The organism is Pantoea sp. SGAir0175, assembly GCF_043547855.1.
On the sequence record NZ_CP028082.1, the window covers coordinates 459756 to 480456 of the forward strand.

At 53.6% G+C, this 20701-nt stretch carries 16 protein-coding genes and 3 pseudogenes; 8 read left to right on the forward strand and 11 right to left on the reverse strand.

Annotated elements, in window-relative coordinates; genetic code table 11:
- Nucleotides 1-22 precede the first annotated feature (22 nt).
- A complete protein-coding gene (locus tag C1N56_RS21385; protein WP_058775134.1) occupies nucleotides 23-526 on the reverse strand; it encodes a MarR family winged helix-turn-helix transcriptional regulator in 504 nt (167 codons plus the stop codon).
- 70 nt (nucleotides 527-596) lie between these two features.
- On the opposite strand from C1N56_RS21385, the gene C1N56_RS21390 reads away from it, so the two are divergent.
- The gene (locus C1N56_RS21390; protein ID WP_104187151.1) at nucleotides 597-887 is read left to right on the forward strand and encodes a DUF1330 domain-containing protein; all 291 of its coding nucleotides are present in this window, start codon (nucleotides 597-599) and stop codon (nucleotides 885-887) included.
- Nucleotides 888-1258: 371 nt separating this feature from the next.
- Here the strand turns inward: C1N56_RS21390 and C1N56_RS21395 are convergent, their stop codons facing one another.
- From C1N56_RS21395 to C1N56_RS21410, 4 genes are all read right to left on the reverse strand, one after another.
- Nucleotides 1259-1504 carry a transposase gene (locus tag C1N56_RS21395; RefSeq protein ID WP_240656219.1) on the reverse strand — a complete coding sequence of 82 codons (246 nt, stop codon included), beginning with the start codon at nucleotides 1502-1504 and terminating at the stop codon, nucleotides 1259-1261.
- A 329-nt stretch (nucleotides 1505-1833) separates the two neighbouring features.
- On the reverse strand, nucleotides 1834-2970 hold the full coding sequence (locus tag C1N56_RS21400) for an alkene reductase (RefSeq protein ID WP_394517530.1): 1137 nt from the start codon (nucleotides 2968-2970) through the stop codon (nucleotides 1834-1836).
- 96 nt (nucleotides 2971-3066) lie between these two features.
- Nucleotides 3067-3834 (reverse strand): enoyl-CoA hydratase/isomerase family protein, encoded by a 768-nt coding sequence (locus C1N56_RS21405; protein WP_127835098.1) that lies wholly within the window; start codon nucleotides 3832-3834, stop codon nucleotides 3067-3069.
- Nucleotides 3835-3950: 116 nt separating this feature from the next.
- Entirely contained in the window at nucleotides 3951-4838 is an 888-nt protein-coding gene (locus C1N56_RS21410; protein ID WP_394517531.1) for a LysR family transcriptional regulator, read from the reverse strand.
- A 122-nt stretch (nucleotides 4839-4960) separates the two neighbouring features.
- Between C1N56_RS21410 and C1N56_RS21415 the strand changes: the two genes are divergently transcribed.
- The 3 genes and pseudogenes from C1N56_RS21415 to C1N56_RS21425 all read left to right on the forward strand — a co-directional run bounded on the left by C1N56_RS21415 (nucleotide 4961) and on the right by C1N56_RS21425 (nucleotide 6210).
- Nucleotides 4961-5593: a glutathione S-transferase family protein gene (locus C1N56_RS21415; RefSeq protein ID WP_104187752.1), complete on the forward strand. Its 633-nt coding sequence runs from the start codon at nucleotides 4961-4963 to the stop codon at nucleotides 5591-5593.
- Nucleotides 5594-5658: 65 nt separating this feature from the next.
- Nucleotides 5659-5796: pseudogene (locus C1N56_RS21420) on the forward strand (AhpC/TSA family protein); the annotation flags it as partial.
- A gap of 153 nt (nucleotides 5797-5949) precedes the next feature.
- The gene (locus C1N56_RS21425; protein ID WP_058775123.1) at nucleotides 5950-6210 is read left to right on the forward strand and encodes a hypothetical protein; all 261 of its coding nucleotides are present in this window, start codon (nucleotides 5950-5952) and stop codon (nucleotides 6208-6210) included.
- A 561-nt stretch (nucleotides 6211-6771) separates the two neighbouring features.
- Here C1N56_RS21425 and C1N56_RS21430 read toward each other — a convergent pair.
- Together C1N56_RS21430 and C1N56_RS21435 are read right to left on the reverse strand one after the other, a co-directional pair.
- A protein-coding gene (locus C1N56_RS21430) for an IS3 family transposase (protein ID WP_394517532.1) occupies nucleotides 6772-7919 on the reverse strand; the annotation gives its coding sequence in 2 pieces (ribosomal slippage) (nucleotides 6772-7682 and nucleotides 7682-7919; 1149 coding nt in all).
- 160 nt (nucleotides 7920-8079) lie between these two features.
- Nucleotides 8080-9009 (reverse strand): GlxA family transcriptional regulator, encoded by a 930-nt coding sequence (locus C1N56_RS21435; RefSeq protein ID WP_104187750.1) that lies wholly within the window; start codon nucleotides 9007-9009, stop codon nucleotides 8080-8082.
- An 89-nt stretch (nucleotides 9010-9098) separates the two neighbouring features.
- Between C1N56_RS21435 and C1N56_RS21440 the strand changes: the two genes are divergently transcribed.
- The 4 genes and pseudogenes from C1N56_RS21440 to C1N56_RS21455 all read left to right on the forward strand — a co-directional run.
- Entirely contained in the window at nucleotides 9099-9797 is a 699-nt protein-coding gene (locus C1N56_RS21440) for a DJ-1/PfpI family protein (protein ID WP_127834809.1), read from the forward strand.
- Between the two features lie 30 nt (nucleotides 9798-9827).
- Complete coding sequence (locus tag C1N56_RS21445) at nucleotides 9828-10577, forward strand: HD domain-containing protein (RefSeq protein ID WP_081049456.1); 750 nt, start codon at nucleotides 9828-9830, stop codon at nucleotides 10575-10577.
- Nucleotides 10578-10985: 408 nt separating this feature from the next.
- Nucleotides 10986-11258: pseudogene (locus C1N56_RS21450) on the forward strand (S24 family peptidase); the annotation flags it as partial.
- Nucleotides 11255-11785: pseudogene (locus C1N56_RS21455) on the forward strand (LysR substrate-binding domain-containing protein); the annotation flags it as partial. The pseudogenes C1N56_RS21450 and C1N56_RS21455, both read left to right, overlap by 4 nt.
- Before the next feature lie 268 nt (nucleotides 11786-12053).
- Here the strand turns inward: C1N56_RS21455 and C1N56_RS21460 are convergent.
- From C1N56_RS21460 to nirB, 4 genes are all read right to left on the reverse strand, one after another.
- Nucleotides 12054-12335, reverse strand: a complete 282-nt coding sequence (locus C1N56_RS21460; RefSeq protein WP_058775716.1) for a DnaT-like ssDNA-binding domain-containing protein — start codon at nucleotides 12333-12335, stop codon at nucleotides 12054-12056.
- A gap of 846 nt (nucleotides 12336-13181) precedes the next feature.
- A complete protein-coding gene (gene cobA / locus C1N56_RS21465; protein WP_058775715.1) occupies nucleotides 13182-14012 on the reverse strand; it encodes a uroporphyrinogen-III C-methyltransferase in 831 nt (276 codons plus the stop codon).
- A complete protein-coding gene (locus tag C1N56_RS21470; RefSeq protein WP_394517533.1) occupies nucleotides 14009-16630 on the reverse strand; it encodes a nitrate reductase in 2622 nt (873 codons plus the stop codon). Before C1N56_RS21470 ends, cobA begins: the two co-directional genes overlap by 4 nt.
- Nucleotides 16627-20700, reverse strand: a complete 4074-nt coding sequence (gene nirB, locus C1N56_RS21475) for a nitrite reductase large subunit NirB (protein ID WP_394517534.1) — start codon at nucleotides 20698-20700, stop codon at nucleotides 16627-16629. The genes C1N56_RS21470 and nirB overlap by 4 nt, the downstream gene beginning before the upstream one ends.
- Nucleotide 20701 lies beyond the last annotated feature (1 nt).

Genomic DNA, 20701 nt, shown 5'->3' on the forward strand with positions numbered 1-20701 from the left:
GAGTGCTGATACGGGGGAATTGTCATTCAGCTACCGTATTTTTATTGTGGGAGTTGCGATCTGCTTCAGGGCTCTGGTCGATATTTATTGCCCTGGCTAACTCCTCCATTGCCCGTGTTGCTGACCGGAGTCGGTCATCACCCATCATAATGGATAACTTATCTTTAGCTGATTTCCATACAGGCAAGGCTTCTGCCATGAGCTGGTATCCGGAATGCGTCAGATTTAGCCGCTTTCCTGCGCGGCCGCGTCCACCTTCGGAACGGACTAAACCTCTCAATTCCATGTTCTGAACATTTCGGCTCAGGGTTGTCGCATCAACACCCGCGCTGGCCGCAAGATCAACTATTGTGGCGCCCTCGAAAGCTCCAATTCCAACCAACAGGCTGAATTGCTCAGCGGTCAGACCGAGCGATTTGAAATAGACATTGTAGTAGCGCGTGACTGCGCGCGCCGTGGCACGTGCCTGAAATCCCGGACATTCAGCTGCTACATCCCTGAAATATTTTGGATCAAAACCGCTCATGAGGTACCTCTTGAAATCCCGATCAACGAATAATACTGTATATGCATTATTTAACAACAGGAGAAGCATTATGCCAGCGTACGTGCACATCAATCTGCGTGTTATCGACCCTGACAGGCAGTCTAAACTCGCTCCCCGGTTTCAGGCAGCTCTGAAAGAAGCCGGCGGGCGAATTCTGCATTTTGGCTCCGTGTCGGAAGTTCTTGAAGGCGATGAAGTGCCTCTGCCATTAGCTGGCGTATTTGAGTTTCCAACTCTCAACCAGGCGTTAGCCTTCTACAACTCTGAAAAATACGCACCTATCAAGGCCGAACGCCGGGAAGCTCAGGAAGCACGGATGTTCATCGTCGAAACCGACTGAGATCCTTTCCCAGGGTACAGACAGATTCTTTTGAGTCCATCCTGTGCCTCATAAGGCTTTGCCAGGAAACCAAAAATATCCTGCGCAGAGCCTGTTTATTATGAAGACAAAGCCAACATCCCTGGGTAGAGTTTAAAATAAGATTCATATAAATCAGTCGTTAAGTGCAACTCTTGATTCCAGATCACAAAAAACTGTTGCCGTTTTCAGAACGCCATAGCACCGGTGAACCCGTTTTCGCATCAGTACATCGATGGCTACCATTTTAGGTTTGCCCCTGAGACATATTTCCTTGTAGATATTACGCATCCGTTAATTTTTCCGCACAGGGCAGACATGCAGAGCTTTGCTCTGAGCTGAGGCGGCCGATTTTAGACAAGCGTGGCCTTCCCCGAACGTTTTTCAAGAGGCACCACGCCCGGAAAAGCCGCAGCCTGATCTGCTGATTCAACGTTATGGCTGCGCAGCACAACCAGCATGTGCATCCCCAGTTGGGGCCAGACAGATTTAATCGACGTCAGCAGCGCACAATCCCGTTTCAGAACTGAGCTGGCCTGAATGTCCGCTTTAACCTGCCGTTCAATATTTCTCACTTCTTCATGGAGCAGCTGCGCCATTCTGATTCATGAACCGATGACGTCTGCAGGCGTGTCAGTAGACTGATATTTTTCGAGCCGGTTTTCCCCCCGCATAACGTCAGCCAGCAGCTCGTCCCAGCAATACCGACTGGAAACATGATTTCACTCCTCTCACATAGTTTCTGAGCTGCAGAACCTGATGGCTTCATTTGTTGCCCCCCTGGTGAAAGACGTTCTGATTTCCGCAATGAGCGGAAAGCGGAGTGCTGCAGAGTCTGAAAAACTCATATTTGATTGAAGATCATTCATCTGAAATCCGGCATTCCATGGGAATACCGAATCTCAGTTAACTTTTGATGGTTGTATACTCAGACCGGGCGTTCTTTTGGTGTTAGCAGTGAATGAGCAGGAAAATCACTGTAGCCCCGCTCACCTCCGCCAAAGAAAGCGTCACGGTTGTACGCAGCGAGAGGAAAAGCGTTTCTTATACGCTCTGGCAGGTCCGGATTGGAGGTAAAGAGACGACCAAAAGCAATCAGGTCGGCCTCACCTTTTTGCAGCGTAATTCCGGCATCCTCTGGTTTAAAGCCGCCCGCCGCAATAATTTTCCCATGATAAAATGCGCGCAAATCGCGGCTGGCTACCGGCTCCGCATAATAGCCAGCCTCCCTGTCTTCCGGCCCCACGATGCGGGGTTCGATAACATGCAGATAGGCCAGGTCAAACAGGTTCAACTGCCCGACCAGATAACGGAAAGTGGCTATCGGATCGCTGTCATGCATATCACCGTATATCCCGCTGGGAGAAATGCGCACAGCAACGCGCCCCGGCCCCCAGACATCAGTCAGTACGCTAACGGACTCAAGCAGAAAGCGCGCACGGTTTTCAAGGGAGCCGCCACAACTGTCAGTGCGCTGATTGCTGCCATCCAGCAGAAACTGTTCAGGTAAGTAACCGTTGGCGGCATGGAGCTCAACGCCATCAAATCCTGCAGTTCTGGCCCGAATGGCTGCCTGCCGTAACTCCTCCATGAGCTCATGAATTTCATCCAGTTCCAGAGCGCGAGGAACAGGAAAAAGCTTGCCCTCATAGGATCCCCGTTCATTTTTCACCACGCCATAAGTATCTCTGGCGATGAGCGCTGAAGGCGCGACGGGCTGACGTCCCGCTGACAGTTCAGGCAGGGACTGACGACCCGGGTGCCACAACTGCAGTACAATCTGAGCGCCTCTGGCATGCACGGCTTCAACCAGGCGCTGCCATCCCGCCTGTTGCTCGTCAGTAAAGATTCCCGGTGCATCTTCATAGGCATTCGCATAGGGCGAAACCGCCGTGGCCTCAGCGATAAGGAGCCCTCCGAGACTCGCTCGCTGGCGGTAATATTCTTTCATCAACTTGCCGGGAACACCGCCCGGTTCGGTCCTCATGCGCGTGGTGGGCGCCATAACGACGCGATGGTTCAGATGCAGTTTTCCTGCAGTCACAGGTGAGAATAAAGGGTTCATTAAATCTACCTCACGTTGAGCCAGAGCACATGGGCCCTGGCGCAATATCAAATGAATTCAGTAATGCCAAATAATCTGAGTCAATATCCGACAGGCTTACTGCCGGGCCAGTGTGTGGGCAACCTGCGCGGCACTGATACCTTCCAGCGCCAGGCCATAACCCAGCCCCTCATCTACCAGACGCTTAAGACGCTGAGTCAGTGCAATCCGGGTGTAGTGCGAGGTCAGTGGCGGAAGTGCAGCAATCCCGTCGGCAATTTCGTGAGCGCGGGCCAGAAGCTTATCAGCGGGCACAATTTCGTTTACTACGCCCCAGTCTTTCGCCGTTTCCGCATCAAGCACCTGACGGGTCAGCAAAAAGTGGCGGCCCCGGAGCGATCCAATAACTTCTGGCCACAGAATGTGCACGCCGTCACCGGGGACGATCCCGAATTCGAAATGCGGTTTATCCTGAAAAACGGTTTCCGGGGTGGCCAGAATGGTATCGGTCAGCAGGGCATATTCACTGTGAAGCAGCACCGGGCCGTTTAGCGCGGTAATCATCGGAACTTCGATATCCAGAATGTTGTTCAGCACCTTTCTGCCTTCGCGCAGAATTTTGTCGAAACCTGCCGGGGTGAAGAAATCAAATCCTTCCGAACTGATCGCGTCCATAAAGGCATCACCCGAACCGGTCAGGATCACTGCGCGGTTTTCACGGTCTTCGCCGATGGCATGGAAGAGCTCGACGAACTGCTCGTGGGTATGGCCATTGAAAACCAGTTTTTCACCGGCAGTATGGAATTTAACCTCCAGTACGCCATTGGGTTTACGGGTCAGGCGGGCATTAGGAAAGGCATAACGATAAGTTTCAAACGTAGACATAGTGGCGATCCTTGTTGTTACCAGACCGGAGTGGCTGGACATGAAACAACACTATTCCATTCCAGTTACATTGGGATCACCTGGAAATCAGATAACAACTATTCCTGAATGGAATATCATGTTCTACTCTCCCCCATGATGGTTTCAACAAAACCAGCAAACTGCCGGGCTTTGGCACTCGCTAGTCGTCCGTTTGGGAATACGGCCCACAGGTCGATGGAAGGCAGTTGCCATGACGTCAGCACCTTCTGAACGGTTCCGTTTCTTAATTCCTCGGCAAACATCCAGTCGGAGGCAATACACAACCCCATATGGCTCAGCACGGCAGCTCGCTGTCCTTCAGCGGCGCTGACGCGGATGCGACCGCTCACGGCGGTGGACACAACGGCACCCTGCCGGGTAAATGACCAGAGGCTGGGCTGTGAGTTATAGAGAATTGCCTGATGTTCTGCGAGTTCAGCTGGCGTTTTCGGCTCCCCCCTTTCTGAGAGATATTCCGGCGTGGCAATCACTGAGCGGGGTCCTGTTGCCAGCTTTCTGGCGACGACACCTGAGTCGGGCAGATTTCCCATGCGCAGTGAGATATCAATACCTTCAGCAATCAGGTCGATCACTCTGTCATCCAGGATCACGTCCACATCCAGTTCCGGATGCTCATCAAGGAACGCCGGAAGGCGGGGAATGATATGCAGCCGTGCAAAAGTGGTTGCGGCTGAAATCCGCAGCTTTCCGGACAGGCCTTTTCCTGCTCCCCGGGCGGCCAGTTCAGCCTCTTCGGCTTCCTGCAGGGCGGCACGCGCACGCTCATAATAGCGCTGCCCGGCCTCGGTGGGCGTCAGGCCGTGGGTCGATCGGGTCAGCAAACGGGTCTGTAATCGCGACTCCAGCTGAGCAACAATTTTGGAGATCGCAGGCTGGCCCACGTTTAGCTGTCTGGCAGCTGCAGAGAAGGAGCCTGTATCCACAACACGAATGAAAGTGGCCATTGCCTGAAAGCGATCCATTTTATTCCTCTGAAGAATAGATGTTATCCGTTGAGCATATCTACCATTCCTGTCTCATGCCAGCCATTATCATTTCCAGCTTGCCGGGGCTGGCCCGGCAAAACTCTCAGCAGGAAATGATCATGATTGATATTCATGCTTTCGCCACGCCTAACAGCATCAAGGTGCCTGTCGCGCTCGAAGAACTCGGTTTTGAATATGTTTTACACCCGGTGAACGTCCGTAAAGGGGAACAGAAGTCAGCTGAATTTCTGGCCTTAAACCCCAACGGCAAAGTCCCTGTGCTTGTTGATACTGATGCCTTATCTGAGCCGCTGGTACTGACGGAGTCGGCCGCCATCCTTATCTATCTTGCTGAAAAAACGGGGAAGCTTTTACCGGCTTCAAGCCCGGCCAGGTCACGGGTATTTGAGCAGCTGTTCTTTCATGCTTCAGGACTGGGACCGGCTTTCGGTCAGGCAGGTTTTTTCCAGCGTCAGGCATCCGAACCACAGCCGCTGGCAATTCAGCGTTTCACTACTGAAGCAGACCGCACCCTTAAGGTGCTGGATACCCTTCTGGCTGACCGCCAGTTTGTTGCCGGAAAGGAATACAGCATTGCTGATATTGCGCACTTCGGCTGGCTGTGGCGTCGGGAGTTTGCCGGGGTGAGTTTTGAAAACACACCAAATGTGGCTCGCTGGTTTGATGAAATGATTAACCGGCCCGCCGTACAGCGCGCCACAGAACGCATTAACGCGCTTGTCCCCCGGTAAGTGACTGTTGTAAAGCCGCCCGGAAATTAAGAGATCACCCTAAATAACTTTTCAGAGAAAACATCATTATGCTGCAGGCAAAGCTTGACGCTTTTAAGGCGGATTTTGAAGCAGGTAAGCCCCCCTTTAATATCCCTCAACCGGTGGCGGAAATTATGCGCCGCGCGACGGATGAACTGATTCAGTCCGGCGCCGCTACGCGGTAAGCCTGAACATCCATAGGAACCTCAATTTACGGGCATGAAAAACCCGCCGGAGCGGGTCTGTTTGCGGAGCTCAACATACAAAAGGGATACTGAACTTTAACGTTTAACTGTCGATAATTGGCCTGGACCCAATTATAGGAGCCTCAGGCTATGGATAAGCTCTCCCGGTTATTCGAAAAATCCCGAGATGTTCAGTCGCTTTATGAGCGAACAACTGACACTCAACTCAACTTTATCGCGACAAAATGCAATCGAGATGAAGTGGCGGCTATCCATATCAGGCTGAAGCTATTTCGCTCTGAACTAGCAGCTTGCCCCGAATGGGACGGTGACACTCAAGACCAGATATGGGATGCGATCGAGACACATAAGCGCCTACTTCTGCAGATTGATTTGCTAAAGAAGCCATAAACAGTGCTCATTCACACTGAATAATTAAGGTTAAGTGCCGATACTGAAGGCATGCAACTCAAGGAGAACGCTTAATGGAACAACCAAACCCTCTCGCAGTCCTGTCGTCAATCATCTGGTTTTTAATGTTTATCCCATGCTTCCGCATGGCTCAGAAAGCTGGTTTCGGATGGAAGATGGCCTTATTACTCTCGTGTCCCGGTCTTCACTTTTTCATGCTTTTCGTCTTCGCTTACAAGAAGTGGCCGAACGCTCCTTATAGATAAGCACTGATCATTTGTCAGGATGGGCGGAGCATCAAAGCTAGGTTAGGATTGTTCTTAATCGAATAGTCAGATTCTACCTATAAAGAAAAAACAGCATTAATGCTCTCATAGGTAATGAGAAAAGGTGCATGGATGGATAAAGTCTGTTTTCCCCCACTACTACCACCCGGTTTTCATGACTTGGATGACATTGGATTAAAAGATCTATGTGTAAATGCTTTCCCTACTTCAGTTAGGAGGAGTACGCTACACTGTAATTTTGTACAGCTAATAGGACTGAATCGCCACGGATAATCTAGACACTTTCGAGCCGTTGATAATATTTGTTTTCGTATTCAGTTGGTGGCATCTGATCGCTCGAGCCATGCCGACGCTTACTGTTATAAAACATTTCGATGTAATCAAAAATATCACTGCGGGCTTCTTCCCGTGTTCCGTAGATCTTTTTCTTAATCCGTTCGCGTTTCAGTAGCTGGAAAAAGCTTTCCGCAACCGCGTTGTCGTGACAGTTACCGCGACGACTCATGCTGCCTTCCAGACCGTGTGATTTCAGGAACGATTGCCACTCATGGCTCGTGTATTGACTGCCCTGATCAGAATGAACCAGTACCTGTTTTTGAGGATTACGCCTCCACACCGCCATTAATAATGCGTTCAGGACAATCTCTTTTGTCATGCGGGGTTGCATTGACCAGCCGACAACTTTCCGGGAGAACAGGTCAACCACCACGGCCAGATACAGCCAGCCTTCGTGAGTTCGGATGTAGGTTATGTCCGTCACCCAACGCTCATCTGGTGAGTCCGGATTGAACTGCCGCTGGAGCCTGTTCGGTACCACGATGCTGGCTTCGCCTTTACGTGCCCGTGGGCTACGGTACCCAACCTGAGCTTTTATACCGGCACGCTTCATCAGCCGCCAGACCCGGTTCACTCCGCACTGCTGCCCGCTATCCCGCAGGTCCAGATGGATCTTGCGATAACCATAGACGCAGCCAGACGCAAGCCAGAACTGTTTGATCTGCCCGGTCAGCATCTGGTCTGCCTGGTGACGCTGTGAATGTGGCTGCTGAAGCCAGACATAAAATCCACTCGGATGGACGTCCAGAACCCGACAGAGCAAACGAACAGGCCAGCAACGGCGGTTGTCGCGGATAAAGGCGTACCTCAGTCGGACAGTTTTGCGAAGTAGGCCGCGGCTTTTTTTAGTATGTCTCTCTCGTCGGTAACCCGCTTCAGCTCTTTCTGGAGTCGGCGGATCTCGGCCTGAGCATCTGACTGTTCTTTATTAGTGGATGAGTCCGGGCCGTACTTCTTTATCCAGGCGTAAAGACTGTGGGTGGTGATATCGAGACGTGTTGCAACGCTGGAAACAGAATGACCGCGATCAACAACCTGTTTGACTGCTTCGATTTTAAACTCTTCGGGATAACGCTTACCGCTCATGGGCACCTCTCTTTAAGCCATCTTAAATGACTCCGAGGTGTCTGTTAAAGCCGTGGCGATTCAATTCTGCGCTATGAGGCGCGTTTAAATAACCAAACCGCCGCTTGGGAAAAAACATTTACTCTTGAATATTCTTACAATTACAATGCGGGCTGTCATTTCAATTCCTGAAGGCTTGAGGGAGTTTTTTATAATGCCGTTGAAAAGCCCTTCTCATTCTGGCTGAGTTACCGAACCCGCAGCATCTGGAAACTTTTTCTACGGAAAGCCCTGATGTTTCCAGAAGAGACTTTGCTGAATCCAGACGAATTTTTTCAACCGCTTTGGCAATGGTTTCACCTGTTTCTTTAGTAAAAAGCCTGGTGAGTTGCCTTGAGCTAAGGCAAGCAACCTCAGCTAAACTTTCAACTCGCAAGTCATGATCTAAATGCGTATGAATATAATTCAAAACAGCTTTAATTTTTGATGACTGAGGTTCTAAAAATAAAACAGGTGAAAATTGCGATTGTCCCCCTGTGCGGCGCTGCGCGACAACAAGTTCCTGAGCAACTTTTAATGAGACTGCAGTGCCAAGATTATCCTCAATTATCGCAAGCGCGAGATCGATACCGCTGGATATTCCTGCTGATGTCCAAACGCCACCATCTTTCACGAACAGAGCATCAGTGGATAGTACTACATCAGGGTATAAATCACTAAAAATATGCCTATATTTCCAGTGAGTAGTAGCGGTTTTCCCATCCAGAAGACCCAACTCAGCGAGGACAAAAGCTCCTGTGCAGATACTGCCAAAACTTTTACTGGATAGGCAGGCTTTCTTCAGCGCTCTACCTTCCTGGCTATCTCTTGAGATATTCCGGCCTCCCTGACCTCCTACAACCAACAGTAAATCGAAGGATTGCTCCGGGTAGAGTTTTTGAGATTCAATTGAGAATCCAGCTGTACACGTAACAGCACCACCCCTCATGGATAAAACATGTTGTTTATAAACAATATGATGCCCCGTGAAGCTCACGAACTGAAAAGCAGCCAATGGCCCACTAAGATCTAAAAGTTGAAAATCATCAAAGATGTAAAAACCTATGTTCATAATGTCCTTTTTTGAATGATTAATGTCATTTTGGCCACCACTATAGATGGTAGGCTCATTTCAGGCCATTACAATCTTAGGGATTCATCATGTCTAATTTCTTCAAAGTATTGATTCCAATCTATAACGGCGTAACGCAGCTTGATTTCACCGGTCCTTACCAGTTCTTTTCCCGTACACCTCAGTTCGAAACAATTCTCGCATCAGTAGACGGTGAAAATGTTTATGCTGACGGCATGCATTTCACAGGGCTCAGGGATCTCATGTATGAGAAAGAATGTGACATACTGTGTGTTCCAGGTGGAAGTGGAAGTACGGATGCTATTGAGAACGATAGATATATGGAATCAATAGTAAAACTGGCTCATACAGCATCTTATATAACCTCTGTTTGTTCTGGTTCATTAATACTCGGCGCTGCCGGTTTACTCTCAGGAAAGAGAGCAGCCTGCCATTGGGCATGGCGTGATCAGCTCAGCTTGTTTGGCGCGATACCGGACGAAGGCCGAGTGGTAAAAGATGGAGATGTCATAACGGGTGGAGGCGTTACCGCAGGTATTGATTTTGCTCTGGTATTGATTGGAGAGCTTTGCGGTGAAGATGCAGCCATGCAAGTTCAGCTGGGGCTGGAATATGCACCACATCCCCCCTATGAAGCTGGACGTCCTGAGACAGCCCCAGCCTGGATTGCTGCCAAACTAAAAGAAGCATCAGCCACAAGAGTAAGCGAGCGTTTGCATATTTTAGAAAATGCTGCCAGAAAAATTAGCAAAACAATGCATTCCTGACTCTTTAATTAGTGGATATGAAGATCTTTTATGAATCGTAGAGAATTTATTTCATCATGTTGTTGTGTGCTGTGTGCATCTGCGCCAATGTTCAAAGCAATGGGTAAGACTACCCAAGCCATACCTCTTTCCAGATTTAACGGCGAATTGCCAGCAACATTGGCAGGGGTTACTATACCCCATACACGCTTCACTGATGGGGCTACTGAGCTTGTTGCTTCATGCTCATCAGCTCCCCTTTTCAATCATGTTGTAAGAACATATTTATTCGCAGCTTCTATTGGAAAAAAACTTGGTAAAGCTTTTGATGAAGAAATGCTTTATTTAGGTTGTATAATGCACGACCTGGGGCTTACCGAAAAGTTCATCAAAGATGCCAGATTCGAACTGGATGGAGCTGATGCGGCACGGCAGTACTTAGTCGATAACAAATTCCCTGAGGAAAAAGCAGAAGTTATCTGGGATGCAATCGCTTTACATGCAACAATGGAATTGCCGGAACGAAAAAGGCCAGAGATTGCGCTTGTCCATTTAGGTGCTTTTATGGATGGGGGGATGAATGCAAATATTTTCCCCTTGTCATTCTTTGAAGAAGTATTTGAGGAATTTCCGCAAAATGGAAACAAAACGCACTTTATCGAACTCGTTGCTAATGTTTTGAGAAAAAAACCTCATACTGCCTATCTTTCCTTTGAAAAAGATATTGGAGTAAAAATGGTAGAAGGCTTCCCAACAGTTAACTATTGCGATATTAAACCAAACTATCCTTTTAATAGATAACAAACCTTTTATTGCCTGTTATAACACAGCGTTTACGCAAGGAGCAGCGGTCGTGTCGAAAGAGCGTCATTCACCTACGCCGGAATGAACCGATAACGCAGATTACGCTTAATTCTGGATTTTAACAAAACCTGCCCGGCCACAAAGAGCCGGGCTCTAAAGATACAGCCCGGCTCTCCATGTCTCCCGGCCCTGAGCTGAGCATAGTGGCGCCGTTCTGTATCTGCCATGCTGACCTTAATAAAAAATCTCCCGGCGAGTCAGTCAGATGGCTTCGCTTCTGCACCAACCGTTTCAATCCCTCTTGCCAGATAATTCCGCCCCAACAATACTGTATGCATGAACAGTAAAATAACAGGAGGAATTTTATGCGCGATTTACTCAGCTCTTTCGCAGTCACACTGCAGCATGGCAAGGGCATCAGATCATGAACCCAGTAGCTGTACCGCCGGCCTGACGCTCCTCTGGCCACCCATTTTTACGCCCCGGGTCCGGGTGCCGCTTTATGCCGATCCGTGCGCCGCCGGCTTTCCCGCCCCTGCGCAGGATTACGTCGAGAAAGAACTTGATCTGAACGAACTGTGCATCCGCCGGCGTGCATCAACCTTCTTCGTGCGCGCCAGCGGCAACAGCATGCGGGACCTGGGCCTCTGCGACGGCGACGTCATGGTGGTTGACCGGATATTTACCTGATGATAGGCGTGAGTGACCGGCAGGTCGATCTCGTACAGGAGGGAGTCGACTGCGTGATCAGAACAGGTGAGCTACTAAACTCCACGCTTGTTGCCCGTCCACTGGGGAAGTTCCGCTGGATAACCTGCGCCTCTCCGGACTATCTCAGGGAGTACGGGATCCCCCGTTCTCCTGGAGATTTATCAAATCATCGGGCTATACACTACTTTTCCGGGCAGGCCCGGCGTACCAGCGAGTTACGTTTTGTCCAGGGGACGGAAGCGCTTTCTGTATCGGTCAGCGGTCAGGCAGCCGTTAACGAGACGGGACTCTATATAAAAATGTGTCTGGAAGGTTTCTGGCTTGCCCAGCTTGCTGAGAGCGTTGTATCAGAGCACCTTCAGAAGGGAGCGCTGGTTGAAGTGCTGGCCGACTGGCAGCCGTCATCAGTCCCGGTCAACTTACTTTACCCACATCAGAAATTCCTTTCCCCTGCCGTAAGCGCATTTGCAGACTGGATAAATGAAATTAAGTGACACCTCAGTAGACAATGTATCGACTCTCAAATGCTTTTGAAATTTAAATAGATTATCCATTGCACTTACGCCAAAGTATGTCGCAGCGCATAATGACCACCCCGGAAGAGCTACGCCCCGCGCTGAGCAGTATTCCATTGACGAAATGTCCCTGGACCTGACCGGCATTGATGGCAGCGAGGACGGTGAGCATTTCTGCCGGCGCCTGCACTGGCCAGACTGACACCCAAAAGTTTCCAAAATCAGCAGATGAATCTGTAAAGCTCCCCTACCCTCCCCTGAACCCTTCAGGTATTTCATAATCCATCCCAGATACCAGCATGCAGTCTCGTCTTTCTCTGGAGCGCTTAGAGGAAAGGTGTTTGCGCCCCTTTTCAATATAGCGTGCCAGTTTCAATTCCCACTGACTCTGGTAGTACGCCACGCTTTCTGCTTTCCAGTAATTCACGAAATCAGCCAGCTGCAGCCTGTCAGGTGCAGCTGAAATCTTAATATCTATACGATTGGCGGTGTCACTAAACGTTGCTGAAGGCTGCCACCCGTCAAACATAACAAATTTATTTTCAGGTAATTCTGGGGTAGTAGCAGAGCGGAGACCCGGTCCGGTACGCCCGGAAAATCTGACGCAGGCATTTACGCGCGCGAACCCGCTGCGGTCTGGATGAGGCGGACAACCCGCCCACTTTCCATGAGATCCGCAGTTTATCGGGAAGGTTATATGAAGCGCATTAGGATGAGGTGTTTACACAGCGGTTAATCTCTCCATGACACCGAAGTATCCTGACCCCCGTGGCGATGAGTACGTACTGGTATGAGGCATAGGCAATTACGGACAAATTCCGCAAATTTACGTACAGCTGAAAATCTGACCTTGCAAATCATGCCGTTGTGGATATGCTATATACATATCATATTTGTTAAAAAACGCACATTTAATCTAGTAAATTCAAAGAGATATGCGCTAACCACCAGCTTATGAATGGTAGCAATACTAATCAAAGCATCTCTTTATAATCAGACAGTTAGAATTTTTTCGGCCTCTATTCGGACAGATTTCGGCCAGCCTATACCAGCCAGAATAAAGTTTACCTGGACTGAGAAGAAAAAAGTATGGCGCGACTGGCAGTGGTCAATGTCAGGTTGTGATGAAGCGTTCTGGATACCATGCAAACGGGCCTCAGTGTCCGACAGATTGCCGGTTTTGTAATGCAGCGATAGCGTTTATTTAGGGTAAAATCTTAAGAAAAATGTCTGAGTGAGGTAACTGACAGGAATAAGTTTTATGCGAAAGGCACTTATGATAGGGGCTGTCACTACAGATTCGCAGATAATGCTTTTTACGACCGTCTCACCCCCAGCCGTAGAAACCGTGTCCCTTCCTTCGGCACGGTGAGCATCAGTGCGCTGCAATATCACTTAACTCCAATTCACACCCATGCGTTGCAACTCGATCGGCACGGTAATAGCGCACCACATCGCCCACAATCAGTAACGACGGCGACACCGGTTTTTGCTGTTCAACAGTTTCAGGCAACCCGGCCAGCGTGGTAATCAGCACCCGCTGGTTCTGACGCGTACCGTTTTCAATGATCGCCACCGGCGTCGCCTCGCTGCGGCCATATTCCCGTAACCGGGCGCTAATCACGCTGCTCCAGCTTAATCCCATGTAAAACACCAGCGTCTGATTGGTCGCGGTCAGCGCCGCCGCATCCAGCTGCGGTTCGCCGCTGCGCCCGTGTCCGGTGATAAAGCGCAATGACTGGGCACAGTCACGGTGCGTCAGCGGAATGCCGCTGGCAGCCGCACAGCCCACTGCGGCGGTAATACCGGGCACCACTTCGCAGACAATATTCGCCTGCTGCAGGCTGACCATCTCTTCACCGCCACGGCCAAAGATAAAGGGATCGCCGCCTTTTAAACGCACGACATTGCGCCCGCTGGCAGCCAGGTCCACCAGCAGTTGATTAATCTGAGTCTGCTTCAGGCCGTGATGACCCGGCTGTTTACCCACGTCGATACAGAGTGCACTGCTGGCGACTTCCGCCATCACCGCTTCGCTGACCAGGCGATCATAGACCACGACATCCGCACGTTGCAGCAGGCGCAGCGCCTTGACTGTCAGTAGATCCACATCCCCCGGTCCGGCCCCTACCAGCCAGACTTTGCCAGGGCTGGACGCGTTGTCCGGCGCCAGCAGTTTATCTAAAGGGTTGATCGCAATCATCATTCTTCCTCCGGTACAGCAACGGAAAGCAAAAGGTGTTTTAGCTCCGGCAGGCAGGAGCCGCAGTTGGTACCACAGTTGAGTGCGTTACCCAGTGCCTGAGTGCTGTGACAGCCCTGTTTAATCGCCTGTAAGATGGTGTTTTCCCCAACGCCAAAGCAGCTACAGATCGTCCGGCCAGCCACGGCACGTTGTGCCGATTGTCCCGCCAGCAGAGCATGCCGGTCCGCCGCATTCACAGGTGCCTGGCGAAAAGCCTGCGCAACCCAGTCATGATTGATCTCGGGTAAAGACGCGCCTGCATAAAAGACCAGGTGCAGCTCACCGTTACGCCAGGCCAGCAGGCGGTAATGCGGTTCCGCCGCATGAGCGGTTTGCAGTTGCAGCCCGGCCAGCGGGATCGTTGCCATGAGCCACTGTTCTGGTGAACCGTCTCCAGCCACGCTAAAGCGTTGCACGCCCTCATAGGGTGTTCGCGCCCAGTAGCGCAGCGCATCAGGCGGGCTTGCGTCGCGCTGCCAGAGCCAGCCCTGCCAGCTGGCGTTGAGCGGGTGGATACGCACAGCGGTTTGTTTAAATGCAGGCTGTGCCGAGACTGGACAGCGGGTTGAAGCCACCAGTCCGCCAACCGTGCCCTGCAGGCTGAACTGTCGGTTCCAGTGCATAGGGACAAAGATCTCACCGCGCCGCAGACCGCTGTCCAGCGTCACACGCACCGTCACCCAGCCCGCGTCGGACTGCACCCGTGCCAGTGCGCCCGCGCACAGGCCATAGCGTTGTGCGTCCTGCGGATGCAGGGCTGCAAATGGCTCATCACAATGCTGCATGAGCCGGGGAACCAGGCCGGTACGCGTCATGGTGTGCCACTGATCGCGGATCCGTCCGCTGTTCATTAATAACGGGTAAGCCGTTTCGCACACCACTGGCTGCGGCGTGGCCGGTGGCAACAGGCGGGCTTTACCATCAGGATGGTAAAAGTGCCGGTCGCTAAACAGCCGGGCGCAGCCCTCGGGATAACGAGCGTTGATTGGCCACTGTACCGGCTTCATCGCATCCCACTGTGCGTCGCTCATACCGGCCAGACCGCTGATATCAAAGGCGCGCTGGCCGTTGTTCTCAAACCCCGACAACGCCGCATGCTCGCGGAAGATGGCTGCCGGATGCGTCCAGGTAAAGCCTTCATGAAAGCCCAGACGCTGGGCGACCTGCGCGAGTAACCACCAGTCCGGTTTAGCTTCTCCGGCCGGAGGCATAAACGCGCGCTGACGGGAAATCCGGCGTTCAGAATTGGTCACGGTGCCGTTCTTTTCCCCCCAGCCCTGCGCGGGTAGCAAAATATGCGCAAAGGCGGTGGTATCCGTTTGCGCCAGCACGTCTGACACAATTACCAGCGGACAGGCAGCCAGCGCCCGGGCAATGCGATTGCCTTCTGGCATCGAAACCGCCGGATTGGTGCCCATAATCCACACAGCTTTGATTGCTCCACGGTCAATGGCGTCAAACAGATCAACCGCCGTCAGGCCGGGCTCACGCGCCATACGCGGACTGCGCCAGAAACGCTGTAAACGGTCGCAATCTTCTGCGGTGAAACTCATATGCGCCGCCAGTTGGTTGGCCAGCCCCCCTACTTCCCGCCCGCCCATCGCATTCGGCTGTCCGGTCAGCGAAAACGGGCCGCAGCCGGGTCGGCCAATCTTGCCGCTCAGCAGGTGCGCATTGAGAATAGCATTGTTGTTGTCACTGCCGCTTTGTGACTGGTTAATGCCCATGCACCATAAGGTCAGTACGCGCTCATGCCGGGTAAACAACCCGTAGAACGCGGCGATCGCTTCATGGCTGATATCACAATGGGCTGCCACCGCCGCACCATCCCACTGCCGCGCGGCCCGTAAGGTTGTGTCTACACCGTCCAGATGCGGCAGCATCGTGACGTCAATGCCGTCATGCTGTTCCAGCCAGTGCAGCAGGCCCGAGAACAGGGCCGGATCGCTGCCCGGCCGGAGCGGTAAATGCAGATCGGCGAATTCACAACTGGCCGTGCGGCGCGGATCGATAACCACAACCTGCATCTCAGGGCGCTGCACTTTTGCCTGTTTCAGGCGCTGAAACAGCACCGGATGGGCCCAGGCAGCATTCGAGCCGACAAGAATGACTACCTCGGCCTCATCCAGATCCTCGTAACAGCACGGTACGGCATCCGCCCCAAATGCCCGTTTATAGCCTGTCACCGCGGAGGCCATACACAGGCGCGAATTGGTATCGATGTTGGCGACGCCGAGAAAGCCTTTCATCAGCTTGTTCGCCACATAGTAATCTTCCGTGAGCAACTGGCCGGAACCGTAGAAAGCCACCGCCTCCGGGCCATGCGCATCGATAATCCTGCGCAAACCATCAGCCGCGGCATCCAGTGCCGTCTCCATGCTGACCCGCTGGTGATGAAGCTGAGGATGCAGCAACCGTCCGGCCTGTGTCAGGGTTTCGCCCAGTGCCGCGCCCTTTACGCATAGCCGCCCGGCATTCGCCGGATGACGGGTATCGCCACTGACCTGAGGCGACGCGCTCTGCGGCTGCGTGACCTCGACGCCGCAGCCCACCCCGCAATAAGCGCAGGTAGTTTTCATGATGCCTGCGCCATCAGGTTAAGCGGACGGTTTGCGACCCAGACCTGGCCGTCCTCCAGTTTAACCGGCCAGCAACGCAGCTGATGCTGGGGATTATCAAGGCTCTGTCCGTCACGCAGGCGTACACGCTGTTTGTAAAGCGGCGAGATCACCACCGGCTCCCCCGCAACATCACCAAGGATACCGCGTGACAGTACGCTGGCTTCGCTGCCCGGCTCACGATCCTCCAGCGCATAACAGTCATCACCCATGCGGAATAAGGCAATACGGACGCTGCCAAGACGGGCTCCGATGCCGGCCTCTGGCGGAATGGCCTCCAGTGGGCAGATTTCGCTCCAGGGTTCGGCGGGCAGATGCATCAGGGGAATACCACTAGCCTTGTGTGGCTGGCGCTGTCCGCGCACGCGTGCATAGTGCAGCGTTTCATCCGGCTGATCGCTGTTCACTGTGGCGGTAAACAGCGCACGTCGCGAGGGATCGGCCAGCGTGGTCTGCCATTCGCATTGCCAGGTGTCCACCACCTGTTGCATTTCCTGTTCCAGCGTGGCGGCGATCCCCAGGCTGTCATGAATCACCACCTCACGCAGGTAGTCCAGCCCGCCCTCCATGTTATCCATCCAGACGCTGGTACGCTGCAGGCGATCCGCCGTGCGCACGTAGAACATCAGAATCCGGTCGACGTACTGGATTAGCGTGTCATCGTCCAGATCGCTGGCAAACAGTTCCGCATGGCGCGGCTTCATGCCGCCATTGCCGCAGACGTACAGGTTCCAGCCGTTTTCCGTGGCGATGACCCCGATATCTTTACTTTGTGCTTCCGCACATTCGCGGGTGCAGCCGGACACCGCCATCTTGATCTTATGCGGTGCGCGCAGACCCTTATACCGGTTCTCCAGCGCGATGGCGAAGGCGGTAGAATCCTGCACGCCATAACGGCACCAGGTCGAGCCGACGCAGGATTTCACCGTACGCAGGGATTTTCCGTAGGCATGACCGGTTTCAAAACCGGCTTCCAGCAGGGTTTCCCAGATAGCAGGCAGCTGGTCCAGCCGCGCACCAAACAGATCGATACGCTGGCCGCCGGTAATTTTGGTATAGAGATCGTAACGCACGGCCACTTCGCCGATGGCAATCAGGCCCTGTGGCGTGATCTCGCCCCCCGGCACGCGCGGTACGACCGAATAGGTGCCATCTTTCTGGATATTGGCAAAGTAACGGTCATTCGTGTCCTGTAACGGTAAATGTGCCGTTTTCAGCAGGTAATCGTTCCAGCACGAGGCCAGTAGCGACCCCACCAGCGGTTTGCATACCTCGCAACCACAACCCCGTCCGTGGCTGGCCAGCAGATCGTCAAAGGTTTTGATGCCATTAATACGGATCAGGTGATACAGCTCCTGACGGGAATAGGCGAAGTGCTCACAGATGTCTTTTTTAACAGCGACGCCCAGGTTTTCCAGCTGAAGCTCCATCACCTGTTTTACCAGCGCGGCGCAGCCGCCACAGCCTGTTGCGGCTTTAGTGCAGCTTTTTATACTGGCCATATCGCCACAGCCACTCTGCACCGCATGGCAGATATCGCCTTTACTGACGTTATGGCAGGAACACACCTGGGCACTGTCCGGCAGCGCAGCGACGCCCAACCCTTTGGCCGGCGCGCCATTCAACGCAGGCAAAATCAGCGCTTCCGCTGCCGTCGGCAGCGGCATGGCGTTTAACATCATTTGCAGGAGCGTGGCATAGTCGCTGCTGTCTCCCACCAGCACGCCGCCCAGCAGTCGTGCATTGTCGGCGCTAACCACGATCTTCTTGTAAATGCCTTTTGGCCCGTTGGCCCAGTGGTAGCTCAGGCTGCCCGGCGTTTTGCCGTGCGCATCGCCAAAGGAGGCGACTTCTACGCCCAGCAGCTTCAGTTTAGTGCTCATGTCGGCACCGGTGAACTGCGCCGGTTCGGCCGCCAGATGCCCGGCCAGCACACGCGCCATCTGGTAGCCAGGCGCTACCAGGCCAAAAATCTGCCCGTTCCACAACGCGCATTCGCCGATAGCATAAATGTCGCTGTCACTCGTCTGGCATTGATCATTGATGGTAATGCCGCCGCGCGGCCCCACGCTGATGTCGGCGCTCCGGGCCAGCTCATCACGCGGGCGGATACCGGCAGAGAACAGCACCAGATCGGTGGTCAGCTCGCCGCCATCGGCAAAGTGCAGCACCAGACTGCCGTCAGGCTGGGTGGCAATCTGTTCGGTCTGCTTCGAGGTATGCACCGTCACGCCCAGCGAGTCGATCTTTTGCCGCAGCATCAGCGCCCCGCCGTCGTCCAGCTGCACGGCCATCAGGCGCGGCGCAAACTCAACCACGTACGTCTCCAGCCCCAGCTGCTTCAGCGCATTGGCGGCTTCCAGCCCCAGCAGCCCGCCGCCGATCACCACGCCGCGCTGACTCTGGCGGGCACAAGCTGCGATGGCATCCAGATCGTCCAGCGTGCGGTAGACAAAGCAGCGCCCGGCGTCATGGCCGGGTACCGGTGGTACAAAGGCGCGGGAGCCGGTGGCCAACACCAGCTTATCCCAGGCCAGCTCACGTCCCGCGCTGTCACGCAGGCTGCGCTGCTGGCGATCGATCGCCTCTACCCGGCAATCGCTGCGCAGTTCAATTGCGTTCCGGGCAAAAAAATCCTCGCTCACCAGCGACAACTCTGTTGCCGTTTTACCGGTGAAATACTCAGAAAGGTGAACCCGATCGTAAGCCTGATAGCGCTCTTCGCCGTAGACCACAATGTGATAATGCTGATGCAGGTTACGGGCGACCAGCTGCTCCAGAAAATGGTGGCTGACCATGCCGTGACCCACCACGGCTAATACAGGTTTCGTTTGGCTCATCACAGGGTTTCCTGCAGCCAGCGGCTGCGTTTCAGGTTCATCAAGGCCGAACAGCGTATTCACAGAAACCGGTCCGGCATTATGGAGTTGGTTCAGCAGCGCGCCACTTTGCTGGCAGTCGCCATACAGCAGCACGCCGTTCAGTCGGCCGTCTTTGAGGAACAGGCGGCGATAGTGCCCGGCGATCGGGTCAAAACTGGTGACAGACGGGGCTTCGCGAACGTCACCAGCGCTAAACAGGGAAATGCCGCTGACTTTGAGACGGGTGCCCGTGGCCGCACTGTAGAAATCTCCCTGAGGCCGATCGGCCAGTTGCGCCGCCAGAATCTTTGCCTGGGCCAGACAGGGCGCGACCAGACCGAAGGTCTCGCCGCTGATTTCACAACATTCGCCTACGGCATAAATTCCGGCGTGCGCAGTGCGCAACTGGCGATCCACCAGAATGCCGCGCTGACAGGGAATACCGGCGGCCTGCGCCAGGGCGATCGCCGGCTGGACACCAATGGCCATCACCACCTGCTGCGCCGCCAGCACACGGCCATCGTGGAGGATCACGCTATCCGTGCGGATCGCCGCAAGGCTGGCATTCAGTTCACAGCGAATGCCGCGCGCCCGGAGCTGAGCCAGCAGTAATTCCCCTGCCCTGATATCCAGCTGTCTGTCCAGCAAACGTGACTGACGATGAATCAGCGTGACCTGACGTCCCTGCGCCTGAAGTCCGGCGGCGGCTTCAATACCCAGATAGCCCCCACCGACCACCACTACCGGACCGTGCCCGGCCAGCAAAGTGTTCACATCCTGCAGCGTGCGAAACGTGCTGACATGCGGCAGGTCGCTGCCTGGAACAGACGGCCTGCAGGGCTGCGATCCGGTCGCCAGTACCAGGCGGTCCCAGTGCAGCAGGCGCTGGTCGGTGCGTAAGGTCCGCTCAGCAATATTCACCTGTTCCACCGTCTCTCCCACCCGCAATGCTATGCCGTGACGGTGATACCAGTCAGGGTCGTGGATCAGCGTTTGCTCAACGGTGGTTTCTCCGGCCAGCAGCGGCGACAACAGCACACGGTTATAGTTGCCGTGCGGCTCACGGCCAATCACAGTGATGTCGTAACGCATCGGCGCCAGCTGCAACAGAGTTTCTACCATGTGCATGCCCGCCATCCCGTTACCCGCAACCAGCAGCCGTTGTCTCATG

Bases quoted from the DNA above. Each gene is read 5' to 3' on its own strand.
- C1N56_RS21385 (WP_058775134.1), bottom strand. From the start codon at position 526: ATGAGCGGTTTTGATCCAAAATATTTCAGGGATGTAGCAGCTGAATGT.
- C1N56_RS21390 (WP_104187151.1), top strand. From the start codon at position 597: ATGCCAGCGTACGTGCACATCAATCTGCGTGTTATCGACCCTGACAGG.
- C1N56_RS21395 (WP_240656219.1), bottom strand. From the start codon at position 1,504: ATGGCGCAGCTGCTCCATGAAGAAGTGAGAAATATTGAACGGCAGGTT.
- C1N56_RS21400 (WP_394517530.1), bottom strand. From the start codon at position 2,970: ATGAACCCTTTATTCTCACCTGTGACTGCAGGAAAACTGCATCTGAAC.
- C1N56_RS21405 (WP_127835098.1), bottom strand. From the start codon at position 3,834: ATGTCTACGTTTGAAACTTATCGTTATGCCTTTCCTAATGCCCGCCTG.
- C1N56_RS21410 (WP_394517531.1), bottom strand. From the start codon at position 4,838: ATGGATCGCTTTCAGGCAATGGCCACTTTCATTCGTGTTGTGGATACA.
- C1N56_RS21415 (WP_104187752.1), top strand. From the start codon at position 4,961: ATGATTGATATTCATGCTTTCGCCACGCCTAACAGCATCAAGGTGCCT.
- C1N56_RS21425 (WP_058775123.1), top strand. From the start codon at position 5,950: ATGGATAAGCTCTCCCGGTTATTCGAAAAATCCCGAGATGTTCAGTCG.
- C1N56_RS21435 (WP_104187750.1), bottom strand. From the start codon at position 9,009: ATGAACATAGGTTTTTACATCTTTGATGATTTTCAACTTTTAGATCTT.
- C1N56_RS21440 (WP_127834809.1), top strand. From the start codon at position 9,099: ATGTCTAATTTCTTCAAAGTATTGATTCCAATCTATAACGGCGTAACG.
- C1N56_RS21445 (WP_081049456.1), top strand. From the start codon at position 9,828: ATGAATCGTAGAGAATTTATTTCATCATGTTGTTGTGTGCTGTGTGCA.
- C1N56_RS21460 (WP_058775716.1), bottom strand. From the start codon at position 12,335: ATGTTTGACGGGTGGCAGCCTTCAGCAACGTTTAGTGACACCGCCAAT.
- cobA (WP_058775715.1), bottom strand. From the start codon at position 14,012: ATGATGATTGCGATCAACCCTTTAGATAAACTGCTGGCGCCGGACAAC.
- C1N56_RS21470 (WP_394517533.1), bottom strand. From the start codon at position 16,630: ATGAAAACTACCTGCGCTTATTGCGGGGTGGGCTGCGGCGTCGAGGTC.
- nirB (WP_394517534.1), bottom strand. From the start codon at position 20,700: ATGAGACAACGGCTGCTGGTTGCGGGTAACGGGATGGCGGGCATGCAC.